The 20,068-nt window shown below is 61.6% G+C and carries 13 protein-coding genes; 5 read left to right on the plus strand and 8 right to left on the minus strand.

Annotated elements, in window-relative coordinates; all coding sequences use genetic code 11:
• Nucleotides 1-9 precede the first annotated feature (9 nt).
• The 7 genes from QXK92_RS29650 to QXK92_RS29680 all read right to left on the minus strand — a co-directional run bounded on the left by QXK92_RS29650 (nucleotide 10) and on the right by QXK92_RS29680 (nucleotide 13,038).
• Entirely contained in the window at nucleotides 10-630 is a 621-nt protein-coding gene (locus tag QXK92_RS29650; RefSeq protein ID WP_306247829.1) for a metallophosphoesterase, read from the minus strand.
• Nucleotides 627-1,424: a nucleotidyltransferase domain-containing protein gene (locus QXK92_RS29655; protein WP_306247831.1), complete on the minus strand. Its 798-nt coding sequence runs from the start codon at nucleotides 1,422-1,424 to the stop codon at nucleotides 627-629. Before QXK92_RS29655 ends, QXK92_RS29650 begins: the two co-directional genes overlap by 4 nt.
• A 67-nt stretch (nucleotides 1,425-1,491) precedes the next feature.
• Nucleotides 1,492-4,818: a Swt1 family HEPN domain-containing protein gene (locus QXK92_RS29660; protein WP_306247834.1), complete on the minus strand. Its 3,327-nt coding sequence runs from the start codon at nucleotides 4,816-4,818 to the stop codon at nucleotides 1,492-1,494.
• A 1-nt stretch (nucleotide 4,819) separates the two neighbouring features.
• A complete protein-coding gene (locus QXK92_RS29665; RefSeq protein ID WP_306247835.1) occupies nucleotides 4,820-7,609 on the minus strand; it encodes a DUF1156 domain-containing protein in 2,790 nt (929 codons plus the stop codon).
• A 49-nt stretch (nucleotides 7,610-7,658) separates the two neighbouring features.
• Nucleotides 7,659-8,465: a hypothetical protein gene (locus QXK92_RS29670; protein WP_306247838.1), complete on the minus strand. Its 807-nt coding sequence runs from the start codon at nucleotides 8,463-8,465 to the stop codon at nucleotides 7,659-7,661.
• Between the two features lie 56 nt (nucleotides 8,466-8,521).
• Nucleotides 8,522-11,932: a helicase-related protein gene (locus tag QXK92_RS29675; protein WP_306247839.1), complete on the minus strand. Its 3,411-nt coding sequence runs from the start codon at nucleotides 11,930-11,932 to the stop codon at nucleotides 8,522-8,524.
• An 80-nt stretch (nucleotides 11,933-12,012) separates the two neighbouring features.
• A complete protein-coding gene (locus tag QXK92_RS29680) occupies nucleotides 12,013-13,038 on the minus strand; it encodes a serine protease (protein WP_306248020.1) in 1,026 nt (341 codons plus the stop codon).
• Between the two features lie 323 nt (nucleotides 13,039-13,361).
• Between QXK92_RS29680 and QXK92_RS29685 the strand changes: the two genes are divergently transcribed.
• From QXK92_RS29685 to QXK92_RS29705, 5 genes are all read left to right on the plus strand, one after another.
• Entirely contained in the window at nucleotides 13,362-14,648 is a 1,287-nt protein-coding gene (locus QXK92_RS29685) for a hypothetical protein (protein WP_306247841.1), read from the plus strand.
• Nucleotides 14,649-14,732: 84 nt separating this feature from the next.
• Nucleotides 14,733-15,548 (plus strand): TIGR04255 family protein, encoded by an 816-nt coding sequence (locus QXK92_RS29690; RefSeq protein ID WP_306247842.1) that lies wholly within the window; start codon nucleotides 14,733-14,735, stop codon nucleotides 15,546-15,548.
• Nucleotides 15,545-16,186, plus strand: a complete 642-nt coding sequence (locus QXK92_RS29695) for a helix-turn-helix transcriptional regulator (RefSeq protein ID WP_306247844.1) — start codon at nucleotides 15,545-15,547, stop codon at nucleotides 16,184-16,186. Before QXK92_RS29690 ends, QXK92_RS29695 begins: the two co-directional genes overlap by 4 nt.
• 15 nt (nucleotides 16,187-16,201) lie before the next feature.
• Nucleotides 16,202-16,891, plus strand: a complete 690-nt coding sequence (locus tag QXK92_RS29700; RefSeq protein ID WP_306247845.1) for a hypothetical protein — start codon at nucleotides 16,202-16,204, stop codon at nucleotides 16,889-16,891.
• A gap of 14 nt (nucleotides 16,892-16,905) precedes the next feature.
• On the plus strand, nucleotides 16,906-17,691 hold the full coding sequence (locus QXK92_RS29705) for a DUF1883 domain-containing protein (RefSeq protein WP_306247847.1): 786 nt from the start codon (nucleotides 16,906-16,908) through the stop codon (nucleotides 17,689-17,691).
• 665 nt (nucleotides 17,692-18,356) lie between these two features.
• Here QXK92_RS29705 and QXK92_RS34185 read toward each other — a convergent pair.
• On the minus strand, nucleotides 18,357-19,904 hold the full coding sequence (locus QXK92_RS34185; RefSeq protein WP_371934614.1) for a hypothetical protein: 1,548 nt from the start codon (nucleotides 19,902-19,904) through the stop codon (nucleotides 18,357-18,359).
• Nucleotides 19,905-20,068: the final 164 nt, after the last annotated feature.

Consider the following 20,068-nt stretch of genomic DNA (forward strand, 5'->3'; position numbering starts at 1 on the left):
TGAGCGCGACTAGGTGTCGGATCCGATCGGGTGGCCGTCGGAATCAACCTGAACGTAGTCGAGGCCTGGCCATGCGAATGCTGTCAGTCGCCCTTCCGGAGAGCCGCAGCCAGTATCGATGTGGGCGAAATTTACGCCGACCTTAGGCAGGTTGCCAACGGGTATGTGTGCGGAAATCTGAAACCGAGTTTTGTTGGTGGCCGCAGGGTAATGGGATGCAACTACGTATTGAGTCTCGTAAACCTGGGGCATGCTTCGCAGAAAATTGATGTGCTCAGTAGGAACGCGAGCGCGGAAGTCGCTGATAACATCAGGGCCTACGTCACGTTTGACGTAGGAGCGAATTGTGCTGGCACCCCCCATCTTTAAGAAACTGGCGAGGTCGCCCGTCTCAAGAGCTTTCAACATTTCGGTTTCGTGATTGCCGCGCAGCGCCGTAATTCGCTCACCTGTTGATTTCTCTAGTAGCGTTTGAACTACCGCCACCGAATTTTTACCTTTGTTTATATAATCACCCAAGAAAACAATTCGGTCGATACCGTCGATCTGGTCAAGAAGTTCCAGGATCCCACGCAGCGCTGCTATATTTCCGTGAATATCACCCACGAAGGCAGTACCGGCAAGAGTCATAGCAAGATTTTTTCTATCTCCGCGTAATCGCCGCCACTGCCGACGATGCCCAGTGCCATAAAAGCGATCGAAAGAACGTCGCCTCTGTTTTCCCACTCGTTAACTATCAGCGCTTCGAGGGACCCGTGAGGGTTTTCGGGAATTCGTCCCAACATTGATTCGAGCCGCTTTAGGCATTCGTCATATTCCTCGCGGCGTGAATCCCCGGATTGGCGGGAGGCGAGTAGTTCCGCCAGGACGGGATCAGAATGTCGAACGGCGAGCTCCCTGACTGAAAAACAAGGGTCATTCGCGGCGATAGCTTGCGCGTATAAGGTGCTTCTGAGGAGGTAACGTGCTTCGCGCAAGAGGCCGGCGAGGTACTTCGGTAGGTCCAATTGAGGAGAACCAAATACTTGGGACATGGTCTTCACCCGATTGAAAAGTCTCTCCGTATCGACGTTGCCGAGAGTGTTAACAATTTCCGACAGCTCCCCTTCGGGATCCCAAATAATTTTGGCGTCGCGTTGTAGATGTGCACCGAAAAGCGTGCCTATTCCACTTTCCAATTGGTCTCTCGTGTAAAAGCTAACATTAACAACTCCCGAATATGCGCTCGGGGATGAGTGCTTGACCAGCGCGAGGACGTCGAGGTCCGAATCAGCGATCGCGTCGCCCCTAGCACGACTGCCGTAGATGAGCAGCGCAGACACATCTCCGGGCAGAGCCGGAAAATCCGTCGAAACTTCCTTCGGGACGCCGAGCGCGGTGAGCTCGGCGAGTATGGATTCCCGAACAAGAACGTGCGTTGTCATCGCATCTTCAAGCGCCGGCCGCGAAGCCCAAGGAAACTGGCCTGGAGCGCCGGGGTTTTCTTGAAGCTCACGTCTCCTCGAACCCCGACTGATCGAACTTCAGTGTCTGTGCGTTCTCGGACACCGTGCGGATCTTGCCTTCGTCGAAGCCGCCCGCGTCAGTGGCTTCGATCTCGATCTTCACAACGAGTGTCGCGCCGGTGTCACGGAGCTGGGCAAGGACTTCCTCGGCGATGTTCTTGAATTCCAGGGCGATCTTGTCGGAGCTGAGGGTCTTGACCCCGTAGAAACGGGTCTTCGGTGGGGGAAACGCGATGTCGACTGGTGGCTTCGTTGTCTTGTCCACCACGGCCGGCGTCGTCTCGTCATCCGGATCTGTTGGCGGCTTCACTTCGGTTTCGCGCTGCTTCACCGCGACGTTGGGGCGCACCAGCAGTAGCGAATCCGTTGCGGCCGGGGCGGCGCCCGTGTCGTTGGGGGTCCACAGCCCGATGTAGCGACCAGCCGCCTCGTCGAAGCCGGTCGCCAGTGCGAAGGCGTCTGTCTCCCAGAGCATCGGCATGTCGACGATGCCCTCATCAAGCACACGCCGGTCGCGCAGACGTGGCATGTACGGGTACTGGCTGTACAGTCGCCACAGCGCTCCGAGGGAGACGTGGCCGTCCTTCCAAATCTGGAGCACCTTGCCGATCGCGAGCCGGATGGTCGCCGCGGCCTGGCGGACCGACAGGTCGCCGTCGTTGCCCAGTCGCCGGGACACCCGCTGGGCCAACGACTCCGACTGCCCTTCGACTTTGGTCTCACGCACGATGAACGGCGCACCGGCGTCGGGTTGCGACGGCACAAGCGCCCACGTGAACGTCTGCAGCAGGCGGGAATTCACTGTGCCGTCGGCCTGGGACTGTCGCTGGGTTGCTTGGTTTCTCTGGTTCTGCGTCAGGTCGAGGTCGACTTCGTTGTCCAGCACATGCACCCAGCCCAGGTACTCACGGACGGCGGAGCCGAGTTCATCAAGGCGCGCGTCGTCGGCGGCCAGATAGACGAGCATGTTGCGGTTGGTCCGATGGGAGGTTCCGCGGTATTCGGTGGCATGCTTGGCGAATTCTTTGGCGGGCGAATCGGATCCCCGCTTGTGAGCGACCTTGGGGTGCAGGATGACCAGGCGGGCCTCATCGGTGTCTGGGATATCAGCGTTGGATTCCGGGCATACGTGCACGCCGGCGAAATCGCCGCGGGTCTTGGCCTGACTCTGCAAGCGCCGTGTGATCTCTGCCCACACGTCCTCTTTGTGCAGACGCTCGGCCTGGTCTTTGGCAGTGCGGGTGATGTTGGCCTGCAGGTCATACCAATACTTGCCGGAGCCCGAGTAGAAGTATGTCGCCCGGTCGCCGAGCTGCGTGAGAGCGGAGTGGAAGTTGCCCGGCACATCACCGGGCACTGCGGTGCCGAGGAAGACCCGCTGCGTCTCCAGGCCCTTGTGGGCTGAGCCGATCGTGGGTGCGGCGCCGAAGAACACCGTGCGGGCCAAGCGTTTGGTTAGCGAGCGCTGACCAAACAGTGGCTTGTCCTTGTCGATGCGCGACGGTTCAGAGTTCGGGCCGTCGACGTCAGCGTCGATGATCGCTTTCCACGAATCCTGTAGGTACTGAGTGAGTTCTGCGTTGACGTTGGCTGTCGCCAGGGGAATTGATCCGGGCATGATCAACGGTGAGGCGTCTTCACCGGTCCAGAGTGCATGAATCACCGTGCTCATCAGTCGCAGGACACCACGAGTACGCTGAAAGCGCTCCAGCGATGACCATTCCTCGTAGAGCCGGTCGAACAACTCAGGATGAATCGGGTACGTCCGTCTGATTCGGTCCTCGTATGCGGTGTCTCGGGAGTCCCGGGGGAAGTCATCGGTGTACTTGCGGTACATGTCGACATACGCGCGGGCGGTCGCGCCGATTGAGGCAAGTGCTGCCGCATCGGGTTGTTTGAATAATCGTTGCCGCACAATCTGATACGCCTCTGCCGAGGATGCAGGACGCCACTGATCAGCGACACGACGTACCACATTCTGCAGCCGTTTCAGCGCTTCCAAACCGTTTGCACCGCCGACCTCTTCGGCGTTGCCTGGCACGACATCGAAGTCGTCGCCGGACTCGGATGCGGGAATGGAGATCACCAGCAAGACCCCGGAGGTGCCTTTGGTGGCTTCGGTCAGCGACTGAGCGAATGTGAACTGGTCGTCGAACGTACCTCCGGCGAGGTCATCGCGGCCAAGCAGTGATCGGGCATAGGCCACCCACTCGTCAACGAGGATGACGGCGGGGGCGTACTCCGCCAGCAGATCGTGTAGCGCTTCACCTGGCGTGGTGCGGTCAGCGTCGGCCTTGGCGACTAGCGCGAACGCCTCGGGGCCGCCGAGCTGCCAGGCCAGTTCGCCCCAGATGGTGTTGACTTGGGTGCCATCGTCTTTGGTTACCCCCGAAGGGCTGAAGTGATTGCCGACGATAGCGACGCGATTGACCTTGTTGCCGGTGTAGCCGTTCTTGGTGAGCAGTTCCTGCGTTTCCTGCGGAAACTCTCCGACCGGCAGCCCAGCTGCGACGTGCCACAGTGCCAGCATGGAGTGGGTCTTGCCGCCGCCGAAGTTGGTTTGCAAGTTGATGACCGGGGGAGCGTTGTCATCGCCGGAGAGGCGTCGTACCGCTCGCCCGACCAGATCGGTTAATCCCTCCGTGAGGTAGGTGCGGCGGAAAAACTCGACCGCATCCGCATAGTCGATATCCTGCTCTCCGCCGAAAGCGACCTTGTAGAGGTCGGCGGCGAACTCGGATGCGGCGAAGTTTCCGGTGGCGACGTCATCGTGGGGCGGCAGAACTTCGCGCCATGGTTTGAGGCCGGTGGACTCGGGATTGTCGACGGCGGCTTTGAGGACCTTCTTGTCGTCCTTATCGGCGGTCACCCGGCGTAGGTTGAGCCGGATGGTCTGCAACTCAGCGGCCTCATCGGTGGCGTTGATCAGTTTGAGCAGCCGCTCGCCGGTGTCGAGGGCCCGGTAAGCGTCGTCGTCGGTGAAAGTTCCGTTGTGTGCCCAGTTGTTTCGGACCTCGCGGAGCTCAATGGCGAATGACTCGCCGGCCTTGCCCAGTGTCTTGCTGAACGGATACCAGCCCTTCTTGAACCCCGAAGTGATATTCGACTCGGTCAGGATGCGGAACTGCACCTGAGGGTCGTGAGCGCTGTACATTTTTGTGCTGGATGCCCCGTCTTTGGCCTGCACGAGCTTTGGCCAGGCTGCGCCGACCGCTGGGTCGCCCTGTCCAATCACTAAGGAGATGAAGTCATCCAGAGGTGGAGCGATGATCTCGAACATCTTGTTGATGCGGTCACGGTTGCTTAGTGCCATGTCAGTCTGCGTCTTCCTCGAAATCGAATGAGCCCTGGGAGGTTGCCGGCTTGTCCGAGCGGGCGGCGTCAATGATCTCGGGCCAGCTGGTGACCAGGCTGTTGAAGCTCAGTGCATCCTTGGTCCAGCCGTTGGCCTCAGCGACCCGGAACAGTAGGTGTGCGAGTTCCTTGACCAGGTCGGCATCGATCGCACCGTCTCGGCGGGACAGTGCGGTGCGAAGGAAGTCACCGGCGGGGGTAATGCCGTCATCTTCAAGCAGCTTGATTAGGTGGTGCAGTGCTTCCCAGTTACTGGTATGGGTATCGGCGAGGACGTCGTAATCCGCCCCCAAGTCAGACGGCTTTATCAGGTGAACTTTGCCAGCTCGACTGGACACGATCCCCCCGCGATCCATCGCTTCCACGGTAGTGTTGCGTGCGTTGGCGAGGTTGTTTGCGTCGCCGAAAGTTCCAGTGCCATAACCATGTTGCCGATACCAGGCGATCGCGAACCGGCTCGTCGCGTCGAAGTCGCCTTCCTGCTCGTTGAGTACCTGGTCAAGGATTTCATTGATTCGCGCCAAAGCGGATCGAACCGACATCGTCGTTCCGTCTGGTTCCAGCACACCTGAATACCGGGAGAACACCGCCATGCCCGGACCAATCGCGGCCTGCGGCAGGTCAACTGGTGCAATCGCCCCCTGCTGCAAGTCCTTCAGGGCTGGAGGGAGCTCACACTTGAGGGTCTCGACGAATTGGCGGCGGTCAGTTCGGGGGGCATCATCGGGGCGTGGGCGCAGCGCCAATACGATCGACGACGCTAATGCATTGGTCCCGTGCGAGAGCATGCGATTGCCCAGCTCGCTGCGTAGTGGCCAAGTTGCTGTTACTGCCCATCCGGAGTGGATCATGCCCTCTAGCAAGGTTTCCCAACCCGTCGAAGCCTCGCCGGCGTCGGTGGTTTCGGATTGCTTGAACGCGTAGTACACGGTGATCGGGAAATCTCGCAACGCAGATTCACGCGCGCGGCGGAACACTTCTCGGAATCCGTCTTCAAAGAACTTATGTGCGCCGTCTTTGCCGCCGTGGCGGTAGGGGTTGGCTACCAGTTCCTCGGTCTTAGGTACCAGCATGGTGCTCAGCAGATCCGGATGGGTTGTGCGGAGTGAGCGGCGCAACCACACGTAGAAGAAGTCGGATAGATCCGAGTAGCCGATGTTGTCGTAGTACGGCGGATCAGTGGAGATCAGTGATCCACGGGGCGAGCATTCTGCGGCCGATGCTTGGATTGCAGTAGCTGCCGTTGACGGCACAAGTCTGTCAAGCGCTTTGGTTATCCCGCCGATGCTTGTAACGAATCCTCCCGCATGTGTCTTGGCAAGCGGCGAGGTTTCGGCGTAGTCCCATGCCATCGGGATTGCCTGTCGCGAGAAGAGTGCAATCGCCTGATCCATCGTTGATTTCCAGCGGGCAATCGAATTGTTCATGTCGGCGATCTTGCTGACTCCCAGCCCGAGGTATGTCGCGACAGCGTCGGCGTAGGCGGCGGCGTCGGTACCGCCGGCTTCGATGCGGTCGCCTTGCCGCATGCCTGCGGCGAGGGCGTCGGCGAGGACGTGTTCGCGCGCTTCGGTGACGAGGTCGCTGAATGTGGTGAGTGCGGTGAGCTGCCTTGGCGTGAATAGGTCGGCGAACGTGGTAAGCCCGTATGGCGGTGTCCAAATGTCTTTCGGGTGATAGCCAAGTTCTTGATCCGGAACGTCCATCGGACGTCGAATTTGGGCGGCGGCTTCGTGTTCGGGTGTTGGTTCCAGGTAGATGCGGGTGCGGTTGCCTTCGGCGACGGTAGCCATGAGTTGGGCGCCCATGTGGCCAGCGCGGCCTTCGGTCTTGATGTGTTCACGTTCGACCGCTGTCCCGCACCCGATACAGACGGCTCCTGTCCGGCTGACTGTGCCGTCGTTGTCCTTGGCGGGGGCACTTTTGGGATCGTGGCCGATGGTGAAGTGGACCTTGCCGTTAAATGCGGATGGGACAACGTAGGCCTCTTTGCCCTTCTTCTTGCCGAGCCACCACGAGCGCACCAACGGCATCGCAATGCCGCAGGCCGGGTTGGGGCAGGTGACGGTGCGGGCCCAGATCCACGCGATTACGGTTGCCTGCGACCCGTCGGGCAGGGTGGCCTTCGGGTAGAGACGCCCGATGCGTTTCTCGGCTTCGTCGCGCATCCATTGGCCGTAGCGGCGCACGTCTTCTGCCAGGCCGGTGGCGTGCGGCCACGGGTGGGCGAGCTCATCTCTGGCGACATCCGGGGACACGGGGGGTCGCCCGGCGAACTTCGGTGGGATTTCGATGAGTGCCTTGTTGATGAGCACAGCAACGGGATTCAGGTCTGACGCGTGTGCTTCTAGTCCGAGGCGCTGGGCTTCGAGCGGGATTGTTCCACCGCCGGCGAACGGGTCGAGGATCGATGGGGGATTGCCGTCGGTGGACGTGAGGATCTCGGCGTGCGCCTCGGCGAGCAGCTTCTCGTCCTGGATGTTTTCCCAGACGACGAGGCGTTCGATGAGCTTGTGTAACCGCTCGCGTTCCTTGCGTTGCAACTCCTCTGTCGGGAACTCGTCGGGATTCGATGACGGGTCATCGACGAGCTGCGCGAAGAGCACCGCACGGGCAGCGGCAAGAGGACGCCGTGCCCACCATAGATGCAGTGTGGACGGGTGGCCGTGGCGGATTGACTTCTCGCGCGCAGACTCCCGGTTGATTACCTCCAGCGGTAATGCCACCTCGATCAACTTGCGCTTATGCATGCCTGTCTCCAGTCAAAACGTGTCCTTAAGAAATGTATTGGCATACGCGCTAATCTCTGAGCGAGTCAAGGTCCGACATTCGCAGCCACTCCGTGCTTTCACCGTCGAGGTGGTCGTAGATCGCATCGAAGATCGACGGCTCAAGAGAATCGAAAAACTCGGCCATCGCGTCGTCGGTTGACAGCTTTTCCACGATCCAAACGAACCCACCCTCGTCCCAGGGCAAGTATTCGACCGGCGTCGAATATGCACGTCGGAATTCGATAACCTTCGCTTCGACGGCACGGCCTAGTGATTCAAGGGTGCTGTCCCACGAGACGCCAATATCGCCGGGAACGAGAAACGCTCCGTGAAACTCGACCTCTTCCGTGATTTGCTGCTGGCCGTCTTCGTCGGGAGTCAGGACGAATGCGACGTCTCGCAAGGCAAATCGAAGGCCATTCGGAACTCGCCACTCACGCTCCCAGTCGAAGCGGTATCCGGCACCAGTCGGATCTACAAATGGTGCAAGTTGCCACAAATCGTCTTGGAAGTCGCGCTCGTCAATGAGCCTGAGAATCTGGTCAAAGTATCTGTTGGACAGTGGATTTTCGCCGTCGAGATACCAAACCCGGGTGCCGCCCGCCTTGGCCACAAACGGGCGAGTGAACGCAACGCCATACAGGCCACATCGACGGGTCAGACGATCGATGAACTCAAGCGGAATCTCCGACAGACACGCCAGCCTTGGGATAGGAGCGTGCTCCGCAATCTTGCGTTGCCAGCTGCATGGCCGAGTAGGTCGGATGAAGCCTTCGGACAATATCGCTGTGAGGTTTTCAAGCGACCCGGTGAGGTGAATCAGGTAGTCGCTCAAGTCACGGCGCGATGGATCACCCGTTGCGCCGGTCAAATGTGCTGGAACTAAGGCGCTCAAAACGGCTCCGATCCCTTGTTCCACATCTTGTTCCAGTCGCCGCGGATACCGGTCGAGTCGAAATTACCCAGATCGGTTGTTGCGAACGGATTGTCCAGATACCGCACCTCATCGTGCTGTGCCCCGCGGCGGTTAACGGTCACCAGGGCGAGTCGGTAGCGGGGCACCGCGTTTTTCCCGACGATCACCTCGTTGTGAGTGACGAAGAAGTCCTTCGCGCCGTCGATACGCGCCTTGACTTCGATTCGGTAGGTGGCGCCGTTTGGAGCGTACGAGAGGACGTCAAATCCTTTGTTGTTGAAGGCCTGTTCCACCGGAGTGCGGCCGAGCTGGCGTTCGCAGGCAAGTACCAGGTCCACCCCGCGGCGTTCGACTTCTTTTGTTTCCTTCGCATGGATCGGCGCCGACGCCGGGAGATCTGCTTCGAGCATCCCGACCGGCAGAACGAGCGCCGCAGTGAGGATGCGCGGCGGCTTGTTCGACATCAGCGCCTGCTGATCGACTGTCGCCAACCGCCTGCGCAGCCGGGCGTCCAACTCGACGGCTTTACGGCTTAGGCTCTCAGCGGACTCCTTGGGCTTCTCGCCGGCCTGTTCCTTCTCGGCGGCGACGGCCGCGTCAAGAAGCAGCCGATCCCGTTCGTGCTCAAGGCGTTTCGTGACCAGATCACGGGTCTTGGCCAGTTCGGCAGCGCGCCGGGGCTGCACCTCGGCAAGGTATTCCGGAAGCTGGTTGGCGATGATCCAACTGATCGCACGATCCTCCGCCTCGGCCAACCATGGCAGTTGCCGCGCTGCTGTCACCACCGGCACGTCGGGGGCGGCCACACAGTCGAGGTATGGCGCCGGGCCGGCCGCACTCACCGTGCCCATGCTGTCGACGTAGGCGTACCCGAACCGACGCGATACGGTCGCCCCGGTCGCGTCGGCAACCTCCTCGACTACACCGACCAGCAGGTGCGGTTCCTCCAGCGTGGAGGACACCAACACGGTGCCGCTGTTCAGGACACCGCCGTGGCGGCGGATCGCCTCATCCATCACCGCATCGTGCAGCGGATGTCCGGGCGCGAGCAGATCAGCGCGGACCAGGCCGTCGGGTTGAACTTGGCCGAGGTCGAAGGTGACTCGGTCGTACCTGGTGGCGATCGGCCCGAACCTGCCGGACCGGATTTGTGCCGGGACATTGGCGATCTCGTAGCGGCCCTGCTCACGTCTGGCGATACGCCCGCCCAGCCGGGTGAACGCCGCCTTGAACGCCAACTCGATGTAGTGCGGCTGCAAGCGTCGGGCCCGCGCCTCGTCCATCGCCGCGCGCAGCTTGGACAAGTCGGCCTCGGCGAGGTGCTCGGCGGCGAGGGAGCGTTCTTCGAGCAGTTGCGCCAAGCCGTCGGACACCTGGCCGTCGATGACCTCGTGCATCTTGGCCTTCACTTCGGGTTGATCACCGTAGCGGATGGCTTCCAGCAGCAGGTCTCGCAGCGACGTTTCGGTGAACGCCTCGCCGAGCACATCGAACACTTTGCCGCCGTACGCCTTTCGCTGCTCTTCGACCTTGACCAGGAGGCGGACGAACACGTCGCCTTCGCGGGTGTTGCTCGCCACGAGGTTCCACAATCGGCACACTTCTTCCTGGCCGATGCGGTGGATGCGTCCGAAGCGTTGCTCGATGCGGTTGGGGTTCCACGGCAGGTCGTAGTTGACCATCAGATGCGCGGCCTGCAGGTTCAGACCCTCGCCGGCGGCGTCAGTGGCCAGCAGGATCTGACAGCCGCGATTCTTGGTGAACTCTTCGGTAATCACTCGGCGTTCCAGCCGGCGAACACCGCCGTGGATGGCCTGCACCGCATCTGGCTTGCCGAGCAGCGAGCGGATCCTCGCGGTCAGGTAGTCCAACGTGTCGCGGTGCTCGGTGAAGATGATGAACTTGCGCGGCACCCCGTCCTTATCGTTGGTCAGCGCATTGTCCTGCAGGATCGTGCTCAGCTCGGTCCATTTGCGGTCGGTGCCCGAGTCGCGAACCTGCTTGGCGACGTTCGCCAGCTCGGCCAGTTCGAGCAGCTCGGCGTCGAGTTCCTCGACGGTCTGGGCGGCGGTGGCAGCGTCGAGCAGCTCTTCCTCAAGCTCTTCGATTTCCTCGGCGTTGTAGTCGTCAGCGTCTAGGGCGCTGACGTCGATGCTGGGGTCCTTCTCGACGTAGGTGCCGTTGAGGATCTCTTGCTTCTTGCGTTCCAGCCGCTCGGTGCGGCGGACGAGGCTGCGGTAGATGGCCTCGGGGCTCGAAGCAAGTCGGCGTTGCAGCACGGTGAGGGCGAAGCCGACGGTGTTCTTGCGCTTGCCGCCGACCCGGTCGGCGCGGTTCATGCCCTCGCGGACGTAGGCGGTGACCTGTTCGTACAGGTCGTATTCCAGCGCGGTGAGCTCGTAGGGGACGGTCTCGGCGATGCGTTCGGGGAAAAGTTTCTTGCCCTCAAAGGTGAGCAGGTCTTCCTTGACCATTCGGCGCATGATGCCGCTGGTGTCGGCCGTCTTCTTATGCTTGCCTTCGAAGCGGTCGCGGTCCAGCAGGGTGAGGAAGAGCTGGAAGTCTTCTTCCTTACCTGAGTGCGGGGTGGCCGTCATCAGCAGCAGGTGGCGGGTGATGGAGCCAAGCAGCTCGCCGAGCAGGAAGCGCTTCGTCTTTTCCAACTTGGCGCCGAAGTAGTGGGCGCCCATGCGGTGGGCCTCATCAACGATCACCAAGTCCCACTCGGTGTCCTTGAGCTGCTTCTGCAGCTCCTCGTTGCGGGACAGCTGGTCCATGCGGGCGATCAGCAGCGGGTTGGTCTCGAACACGTTGAGGTTCACGTTGGCGTCGATCAGCTGATTGGTCAGCAGGTCGAAGCGCAGCCCGAATTTGAAGAACAGCTCGTCCTGCCACTGCTCGACCAGTCCGCCCGGTGCGACGATGAGGCACTGCTTGACGTCGTCGCGGAGAATCAGCTCTTTGATGTAGAGGCCGGCCATGATGGTTTTTCCGGCGCCCGGATCGTCAGCGAGCAGGAACCTCAGCGGTGTACGGGGGAGTAGTTCGCCGTAGACCGCGCGGATTTGATGGGGCAGCGGACGCACGTCGCTAGTAGCCACTGCGAGCATCGGGTCGAACAGGCCGGCCAGCTGGATGCGCTGGGCCTCGGCGACGAGCTTGAAGTCAGTTGCTGGGGCGTCGAAGGCTCGGCTGCCGGACTGGGCGATCGTCAGCGCATCCTGGTCTTTGCGGAACACGACCTGTTGGCCGAGGTGTCCTGCCGAGGTCTTATAGGTGAGTTCGACGGCGTCCGGGCCGTGCTGCTGGGCGGCAAGAACCGTCACGACTTCCGAGGGGATCAGCCCATCAATACGAAGCCCCGGCTTGAGCTCCTCCAACAGCACCTTCGACCTCCCAGTTTGGCAGCCTAATGACGCTAATCGAAGGGGGTGACAAGTGGTGAGTATGGCACCGGTGAAAGCAGCTACCGCGGTGCGTCCAGCTCGATGATGCCGCCAAAGCCGAGTTCGCCGATCGCCCGAATCACTTCGCCCGAAGGGATACCACGATAGAAGGGCGCCGCGGCCTGTCCGGCATCAGTCGATGCTGCTTCCGCGGAGTCCTCGACCACCAGGCCGATCACGCGGCCGTCTTGCGCAACGATCGGGCCGCCGCTGTTGCCGGGCCGCGCGATGGCCGAATACAGGAAAATCCTCTGGCGGTCGGGGATGGTCGTGGCCGCGGGATTGACCACCTCTCCGCGCTGGACCGTGATTGCCATCTCGGCAGTCATCGGCACCCGCGGGTAGCCGAACACGTAGACCTCATCGGCCCAGTCGGGGTCGCGGAATGCCATGCCAGCGAGTCGCGGTATGTATTTGCCGTCGGGCATGTCGAACTTGATCACGGCGACGTCGAGCGTCGGGTGCGGATGAGCGGTTCCGGTGCAGTTGACTTGTTCCGCGTCGGCATGGTTGCGCGACGGGTAGATGGACAGACCCGCGCTGTTTCCTGCGAGTCCCGCTACGACGTGCTTGTTGGTGATGACGTGGTTGTGGTCGATGACGAGGCCGGTGCCCCAGCTGTCGACTGGGCTGCCCTCGTCGTCGTGGCCAGCAAGCTGAATTGTCACTGCGTTGTAGCTCGGGATGATGAGCTCGGCACCAAATACCTCGGACAACCACAGGTTGCCACCGACTTGCCCCTTGGAAGCGCCACCCTGAGAGATGTACTGCTGGCCCATGACTGGAAGCTGCGGGTTCCAACCGAGTGGCAGCAGAAGCCCGGCACGTTCCATCGCGCTGAGGATGCGATGGAGAGTGACGGCCTCGCCGGCGGCGGGGAGGCCGAGGCTGTGCAGGTATTTCGAGAAGTCGGCGACCGACCACGGTTCGAAGGGGACTGTCTTGGGTGGCCCGCCGTTCGAGTCAGCGGGCGGAGGATCAGGTTTCCCGATCGCCGTTGCGATCTCCGGGTTGTGGACCAGATCGAAGAATTGGTGAGCAAACATCGCCACGTTCACACGCCACGCAGGAGTGCCCGGCTTTAGGTCACCAGGTGTGAGCTGCCGCGGCGACGTGGATTTATCGTCGCCAGCGCCAACCTCTGTCATAGTCCATCGACGCTAGCGGTGGTGGGGACGGTCACTGTGATCCGACATGCCGAGGCCGTGTTCGCTTCGATCAGACACCACAGCCGGAAGGGGGATGGGTCCCGATCGTCGGCCTGCCGCGGACTTCGTGTTTCCCTGGACAAACCGTCAGCCGAAGCGTGCGCCGGGCGTCGGTGCACACGGGTAGCGTCTGGTGGCGAGGCGAACCGGGAGGCCGGTCGATGGACTCCATCCAGCGGAGAAAAAAGATGGGCAACGAGATCGAACTGGTCAGCGACGGCGACGGCTTGGCCGTCATCGGTGACACGGCCGATGTTGAGCGCTTCCTGCTCGACCAAGGACTCGACAGGGCGCCATCGAAGGTCCTGGATGTCCGCCGTCTTTCGTCGTTCGCGGGCACCGGTGGGGCGGCTCTGCAAGTCGGCTCTGAAGTGGCCGCGAATTCGGGACGCTGGGTCAAGCTGACTGCCGAGTCGGCGCAGGCCGTCAAGCAATACGGGCTGATGCCGACCAAGACACCCGGTGTCAGTCACGCGATGATCGGGAAGCCTGGTGAGGTCAAGCAATGGCTTCAGGTCGCAAAGGCCCCGACGGCCCTTTTAAAGGGCCCGCTGGCGCTGTCCGCGCTGTCGACGTTGATGCAGCAGCAGGCGATGCAACAGCAGATGGATCAGATTGTTGAGTATCTCCAGGAGATCAACGCGAAGGTCGATAACATCCTGCGCAACCAGAAAGACGCCGTTCTCGCGAAGATGATCGGTGTCGAACTGGTTGTTGAGGACGCGCTGAGCGTCCGTGACCAGGTCGGGCGAGTCTCGGAGATCACCTGGTCGAAGATTCAGTCGGGCTCTCTGGTGCTCGCGGAGACGCAGGCGTACGCCATATGTCAACTTGAGAACATCGCCGGAGAACTGGCAAAGATGGCTGACCTGGGCAAGGCCGCCAAGGCCGCCAAGGCCGCCGAGCCCAAGGTGCGCGAGTGGCTAGCGGTAATAGCGCGCTGCTTCCAGCTCCAGGACGGGGTGGCCATGCTGGAGCTCGACAGGGTACTCGACTCCGCGCCCGAGGATCTCGACAGCCACCGACTAGGCCTGGCCAACGCCCGCCAGAAACGGCTGAACGTCATCTCAAGCAGCACTGCCCGTTTGCTCGCCCAAATGCACGCGACGGTCCGCAACGCGAACTCCAGAGTGCTGCTCAATCCGCGCGACGCGCCGGCGGCCGTCCGGTCGAGCAATCAGATCGCCACGGGTGTGGTGGCTTTTCGTGACTGCCTCGGCATCGAGTCCGGTCACGCGACCAGCGACGCGAAGCGATGGGGCCAGGCCGCGGGCGAGGTGGTGAACAAAGCGCTGGCAGCTGGGACAGAGGGCGCCACGGTAGCCAAAGACAAGGCCGCGGATCTGGCCGACGCGGCCAAGGACAGAGCAACCGATCTGACCGACGCGGCCAAGGACAAGACCGCCGAACTAAAAGACGTTGCCCGAACTTTTTTCCGGCGCAAGTGAGGCAACCGTAGGTGCGAGAATCGGTACCGTTCTGAGTGCGCGTTTAGGTACAGTTCGGATATCAGGAAAGTAGGTTTCCTAATCGTGTATCCCAACCGCGAGATCTTCCCGAACCCGCCGTTAGCGCTCGTCGCAGCTGAGGTGCGTTTCACCGACGCAGCCCGCTTACGGCAACAGCAGACGAAAGACGAAGTGACGATTGCCCTTGAGCAACGTTTCCCCTTCGCTGAGCAACTACAACAGGCCGAAGTTGATTTGGCTCATGTTCCAAGCGGAGGACAGCCGCAGATCCGTGAACGGCGTGGCGTCGTTCTCAAGAATGTCGACAGCACAGAGACGATGACTATCCTGTCGGAGTCGCTGACCTACGAGACGACCAATTACACAAGCTTTGAGGATCTACGGGATGCCGTAGTCGCTGCGTGTGAGGCACTCGACGCCGCCAAGGTCCATCCCGCGGTGCGGCGGATCGGTCTGCGGTACATCGATGAGGTACGGGTGCCTGAGACTGTCAACGATGTGCGGCAATGGAGTGCTTGGATCGATGAACGTCTCATCGCCCATCTTGCCGTTGGCCCAGATGACGTACCTGTGGCGGGGACGCAGGGCATCAGCACCTATGACCTGGGGGAAGGAAAAGGCTTGACCTTCCGGTTCGCCGCCCTGGACCAAGGCTCAGTCGTCGTCCCGCAGTATCTCCGGCGGCGTGCGGTTCCATCGGGGCCGTTCTTTGTGCTCGACTTCGATGGCTTCCGTGATTTTCCCAGCGACGAGTTCACCACCATGAGTGCTGACGTCGTTCGCGACACGCTGACCGCCGTCCACACTCCCTGCGGTGCCACGTTCCAGCGGTCCATTACCAATAGAGCCCGTGAACTCTTTCGAGGAGAATTGGCATGACTGTGAACAAAGGTAGCGGAGCTACCGGTACATCCGTGGGTGCTGTTTCTGAATACCCGCTGCCGACTTTGAGCGAGACACGCGCGCTGTCGCTTCGCGCCGATTACCTGCGTACCGAGGTCGATATGCTCGGGGGCGAGATGCAGGAAATGCACGGAGAGATCCGTGAACGCGACCTCGCTGACCGTGCTCTTGAGAAGAGCAAGAAATCCGTTGCTGGACTGCTAGAAGAGCTCGCGGTCGCCCGTGGCATGGGGTGGTCCGACATCGCAGAGGTCGTCGGTGTGAGTGTCTCAGCTGTTCGGAAGTGGCGGAAGGGTGGCGTCGCGAGCCCTCAGAGTCGATCGAAACTTGCCCGGATCGCCGCACTTCTTGATGTGCTTGAAGAAAAGGGGCTTGTTGAGGACCCGGCGGCGTGGATGGAAATGGACTTCTCGTTGGAGCCCGGATACTTTATTCGGCCCTTGGACCTTTACCTTGAGGGGCATGTGACCGAATTGATTGAGCTTGCCGATCAACGGCAGACAATCACTCAAGTCCTCGACCGGGTCAGACCGAATTGGCGGCAAAGCCGCAGTGACTTTGAGGTCTATGTCGACGCCACAGGTGAGCGAGCCATTCGGCGTCGAAACGACTAGGGCTTGCCAGACAAAATGGACCAGATCGATCCGGACGAGCTCTATGACGAGCGCGAAGACATCAGTAGAGCGCGCCCGTTGCTGCAGGGTGACGTTTTCGATGGCATCGTGCTACCCGGCTTCGGTGAGAATCCGAGGAAGGTTCAGATCGTCGCCCACCCATGTGCGATGAGGACGGGTGCTTCTTTGTCGCCGAGGATCACCGTCGCGCCAATCGAGCCGTACCGGGCGATAACCGGAAAAGCGTGGCATGGCCACCCCCGGGTGATGCCGCTTGCCGAACTCGTTTCGGGCAAGCACTTCGCCGCGATGTTCGTGGACATCACGGCTTGTCCGGTCGAACTACTGACCAAGGAGCGACGGATCGCCACGTTATCGAACCGAGGGATATTCGTACTCCAGCAGCGGCTCATAAAGCACTACACACGAGCCGAGACGGAGCTAGAGGTCCTGAGAAGCCAGTCTGCACCCGTCCTTACAGAGGCGGAGCTTCTTTGGGACTGGCTTGAGACGGTGCTCTCCGACCTGGAGATCGACGATGACGACCTTCTCGCCGTCGAGGCAGAAGTGTTCGAAGAGTGGATGCGCAGCGGGTCCCCCTCACGCCAAGAACGTCTGCGCGCCGAGACCAACCACGCCGATATACGTCGAGATGCCCAGCGCGCGGCGGTTGAGCGGGCGCGGACGCGCCAGGCCGAGAAGTAGGCGGTACAGAACAAATGCAGCATCTGCGCTACGACCTGGGACAACTCGAGAAGGGCGCCACCGCCGTGGTCTCTCTCAACAGCCAGGCCAATGTGCAGTTGATGACCAGCAGCGAGTACAACAACTACAAGGCTGGCCGCAGGTACCGCTACCACGGCGGTCGGGTGACCCGGTCACCATTTCGGATCATCGTTCCGTCTAGTGGCCACTGGGTGGTCGCTGTTGACCTCGGCGGGTACGCAGGCCGCGTCTCGGCGAGCGTCGCAGTAGAACCACCGCCGCGAGGATTCCTTCCGACAGCCAGATCTGCGGAAGAGCATCTGCTGTCGCAGGTCCAGGTTCGTGACGCCCCCCAGGAGCCCGAAGGCGGCGTGCTCGGTGGGCAGACATGGGATGTGTTCATCAGCCACGCCAGTGAGGACAAAGATGCTGTCGCACGTCCGCTGCGTGAAGCGCTTACCAGAAGGGGCGTGACTGTCTGGCTCGATGAAGCCCAGATGAGAATCGGTCACAGTCTGCGTCGCAAGATCGACGAGGGGATCCGGTCGAGTCGCTTCGGGGTTGTGGTCCTCTCCGAGGCCTTCTTTCGGAAGGGTTGGACGAACCACGAGCTCGACGGTCTAGTCACCCGCACGGTCGCCGGCGAGCAGTCGCTGCTCCCGATCTGGCACGATCTCACCGCTGAGCAGGTGCGTACGTACAGTCCCTCGCTGGCCGACAAGGTTGCGCTGAGCACCGATCAGAACAGCATCGACGACATCGCCCAGCAGATCGCCGACGTCGTCAACGAGCCGGATTGACCCAGCTTCGGTGAGGGAAGCGGAAGGGCTGTCGGCCTACTTACCGGTCTCGCTACCCCAGCCGCACCCTTTGGGGTCGATGCCCGTCACGTCATCTGACCTGCGCGCCAGCACGGCAAACGCCAAGTGCCCGACGACGAGCCCGTCGTTTGCTTCGACTCGTTGCCGCCGCGCCATTTGGCGAGTCGGTGGAAAATTCCCTAACCCATATCCGTAACACGCTCAGCGCCAGCGGCTTTCAGTAGCTGATCGCGCGCTTCGTGAAGGCGGTCGAGAGCGCTCTTCAAGTCCAGAGCGGCGTCAGCCAATTGGGAGCGGGCTGCCCGATCACCGTGTGAGGCAAGGCTCGCGGTTGCCGATGTGAGCCTACTAACGTGGCGCAACACATCAACGGTGTAGCGAGCCGTCTGCATCGGGGTGGCACCACCGGGTCGCTGAAGATGGTCTCTCATGAGACCCAGCCAGTCATCGATCGTGTATCGGTCGAAGTTGTACATCGCGTTGAGCAACCAGCGTTGCCAAGCCGGTGGGCGTCGCGCTGGCGTCCCGACAAGGGCGGGAGGATTGACCATGCTTATAACCCTAAGAGCTGAATCCGGCTTACGCGACGGTCGAAGCAAAGTTTTTTCGGCCAACCAGTCAGGCTTGCGCACCGTGGAACATGTTCAGAATGGTCGTGTTTCGGTCCGCGCGGTTCGCAGCGACAATGCTGCGGCTAGTTGAGTGGCGAAGCCCGGGCCGTTATTCACTAGCGCGTATCCGCCCGCGAGGCCGCCCTGATTGCAGACGGCTCGCCGTCGTCGTACCCGCCGATGGGTCATGGCGCCGGTGTTCTGAACAACACGGGGGACCAGCCGCGTAGCCGTTCGCGGCACGACGGCACTCGGGAAACTGCTATCGGGATTGCCGTATACCGCTTGGCTGCGTGACCAGCGCCGGACGATGCGGCGAGCCGTGAGGTACGCGTCCTGAGCGACATCGACCACGGCGATGGCCTTCTTGAGTCCGTACACGCCCCAGAATCTGCCGGGGCCGCGCCCGGGTTGCCGCCATAGGTCGGGAACGATGTGCTGATACTCCTTGTCGCCGTGCATGTTTGGCGATGAGTGCTTGGTGAAGTAGATGGCCAGCCGTTTGGGGTCGCAGGCTTTCAGTCCGTTGCGCACGTCGATGGCGGTTCCGGCGAGCCGGTGGCGAGCTTTCTGCACCGGGTCGGGGTGGTCGACGATCTGTGCCCAAGTCTCGGACAGCCACTGTGCGAAGCCCCGGCCCGAGCGGCCCGGTGACATGGGTGGTGCCATCCAGAGATGAATGTGCGGGGCGCCGCGCCGCTGAAACTCCAACTTCCATATGTAGCAGGCTGATTCGCAATACTCGCGTTGAAAGCGCTTGCGCCACAACACCATGTGTCGCTTCACACTGGCTCCGCCGGGGGCGACGGTTTCCCAGTCGCCCGGGTAGGTGAGTGTGACCATCGCTGGGACACGACCGGACTCCACAAGTGGGCTGTAGTCGAGTTCGGCAAAAGTGCGGCACATCGCCGAGCGTGACTTGCGGGACCACTCGTTGATGACACCACTAGGGCCGCGGTGGTGGAGTGCCGTACTGCTCCGTCGTGTCGAAGACACGACGGCCTGATCATCGTTCCCGGCAGCGAGGGCGGGGTCGCTTCTGACTTGCAGCTTCGCGTCGTCAACGTCACGTTGGTGATGACCAACGGCCCGCTCGGCGGCTTTCTCGACGCGGACGGGATTGGTCCACCCGAGTCGCACTACGCCGGGACCGACGGTGATATGAAAACGTCCCGATTCGGGTTCGGTGCCTCGACGGTCAGGACCAGATGCCCACGGCGCTGCCGGTTCGAACAGTGCCGCAGCCGCGGTGACCATCTCGGGACTTGGGAACCGCAGCCCCAATGCGTCGATCGCCCGCAGCTCGCCCGTCGCGATACCGTCGTCAACCGGCTCCCGGACATTTTCGGCACATATAACAAGCCCGCCGGCCGGGGCCGGGTTGAGGCCGGCGCCTCGGTCGACGTCCGGCCGACCACTGTCGCTCTCGCGCCCTGCGGCCTGGGCGGCCTCGGGCGCTCGCGACCTACCGTCAACCGAGGCATCGGCAGAACCGTGCCGCGAAGACGGGTGTTGTGATGCCGATGTCGAGCCCTGCGTTGAGGATGTCGAAATGGCGGCTGACGATGCGATGCTGGGCATCGGGATGCCTGCTCCCCGGAGCCCGCGCAGCCGCCCACAACGCAAGCGGCAATACGGAAGCTCCTGATAGGGAGTGCAGGATCCGTGTCCGGTTTATGTCCGTTCGTCGGACAGGCTGAGTACGTCAGCCCTGCTCAATGCGGCGCATACGACGCACAACAGCA

This window comes from Mycobacterium sp. TY815, assembly GCF_030755135.1.
Taxonomy (GTDB): Bacteria; Actinomycetota; Actinomycetes; order Mycobacteriales; family Mycobacteriaceae; genus Mycobacterium.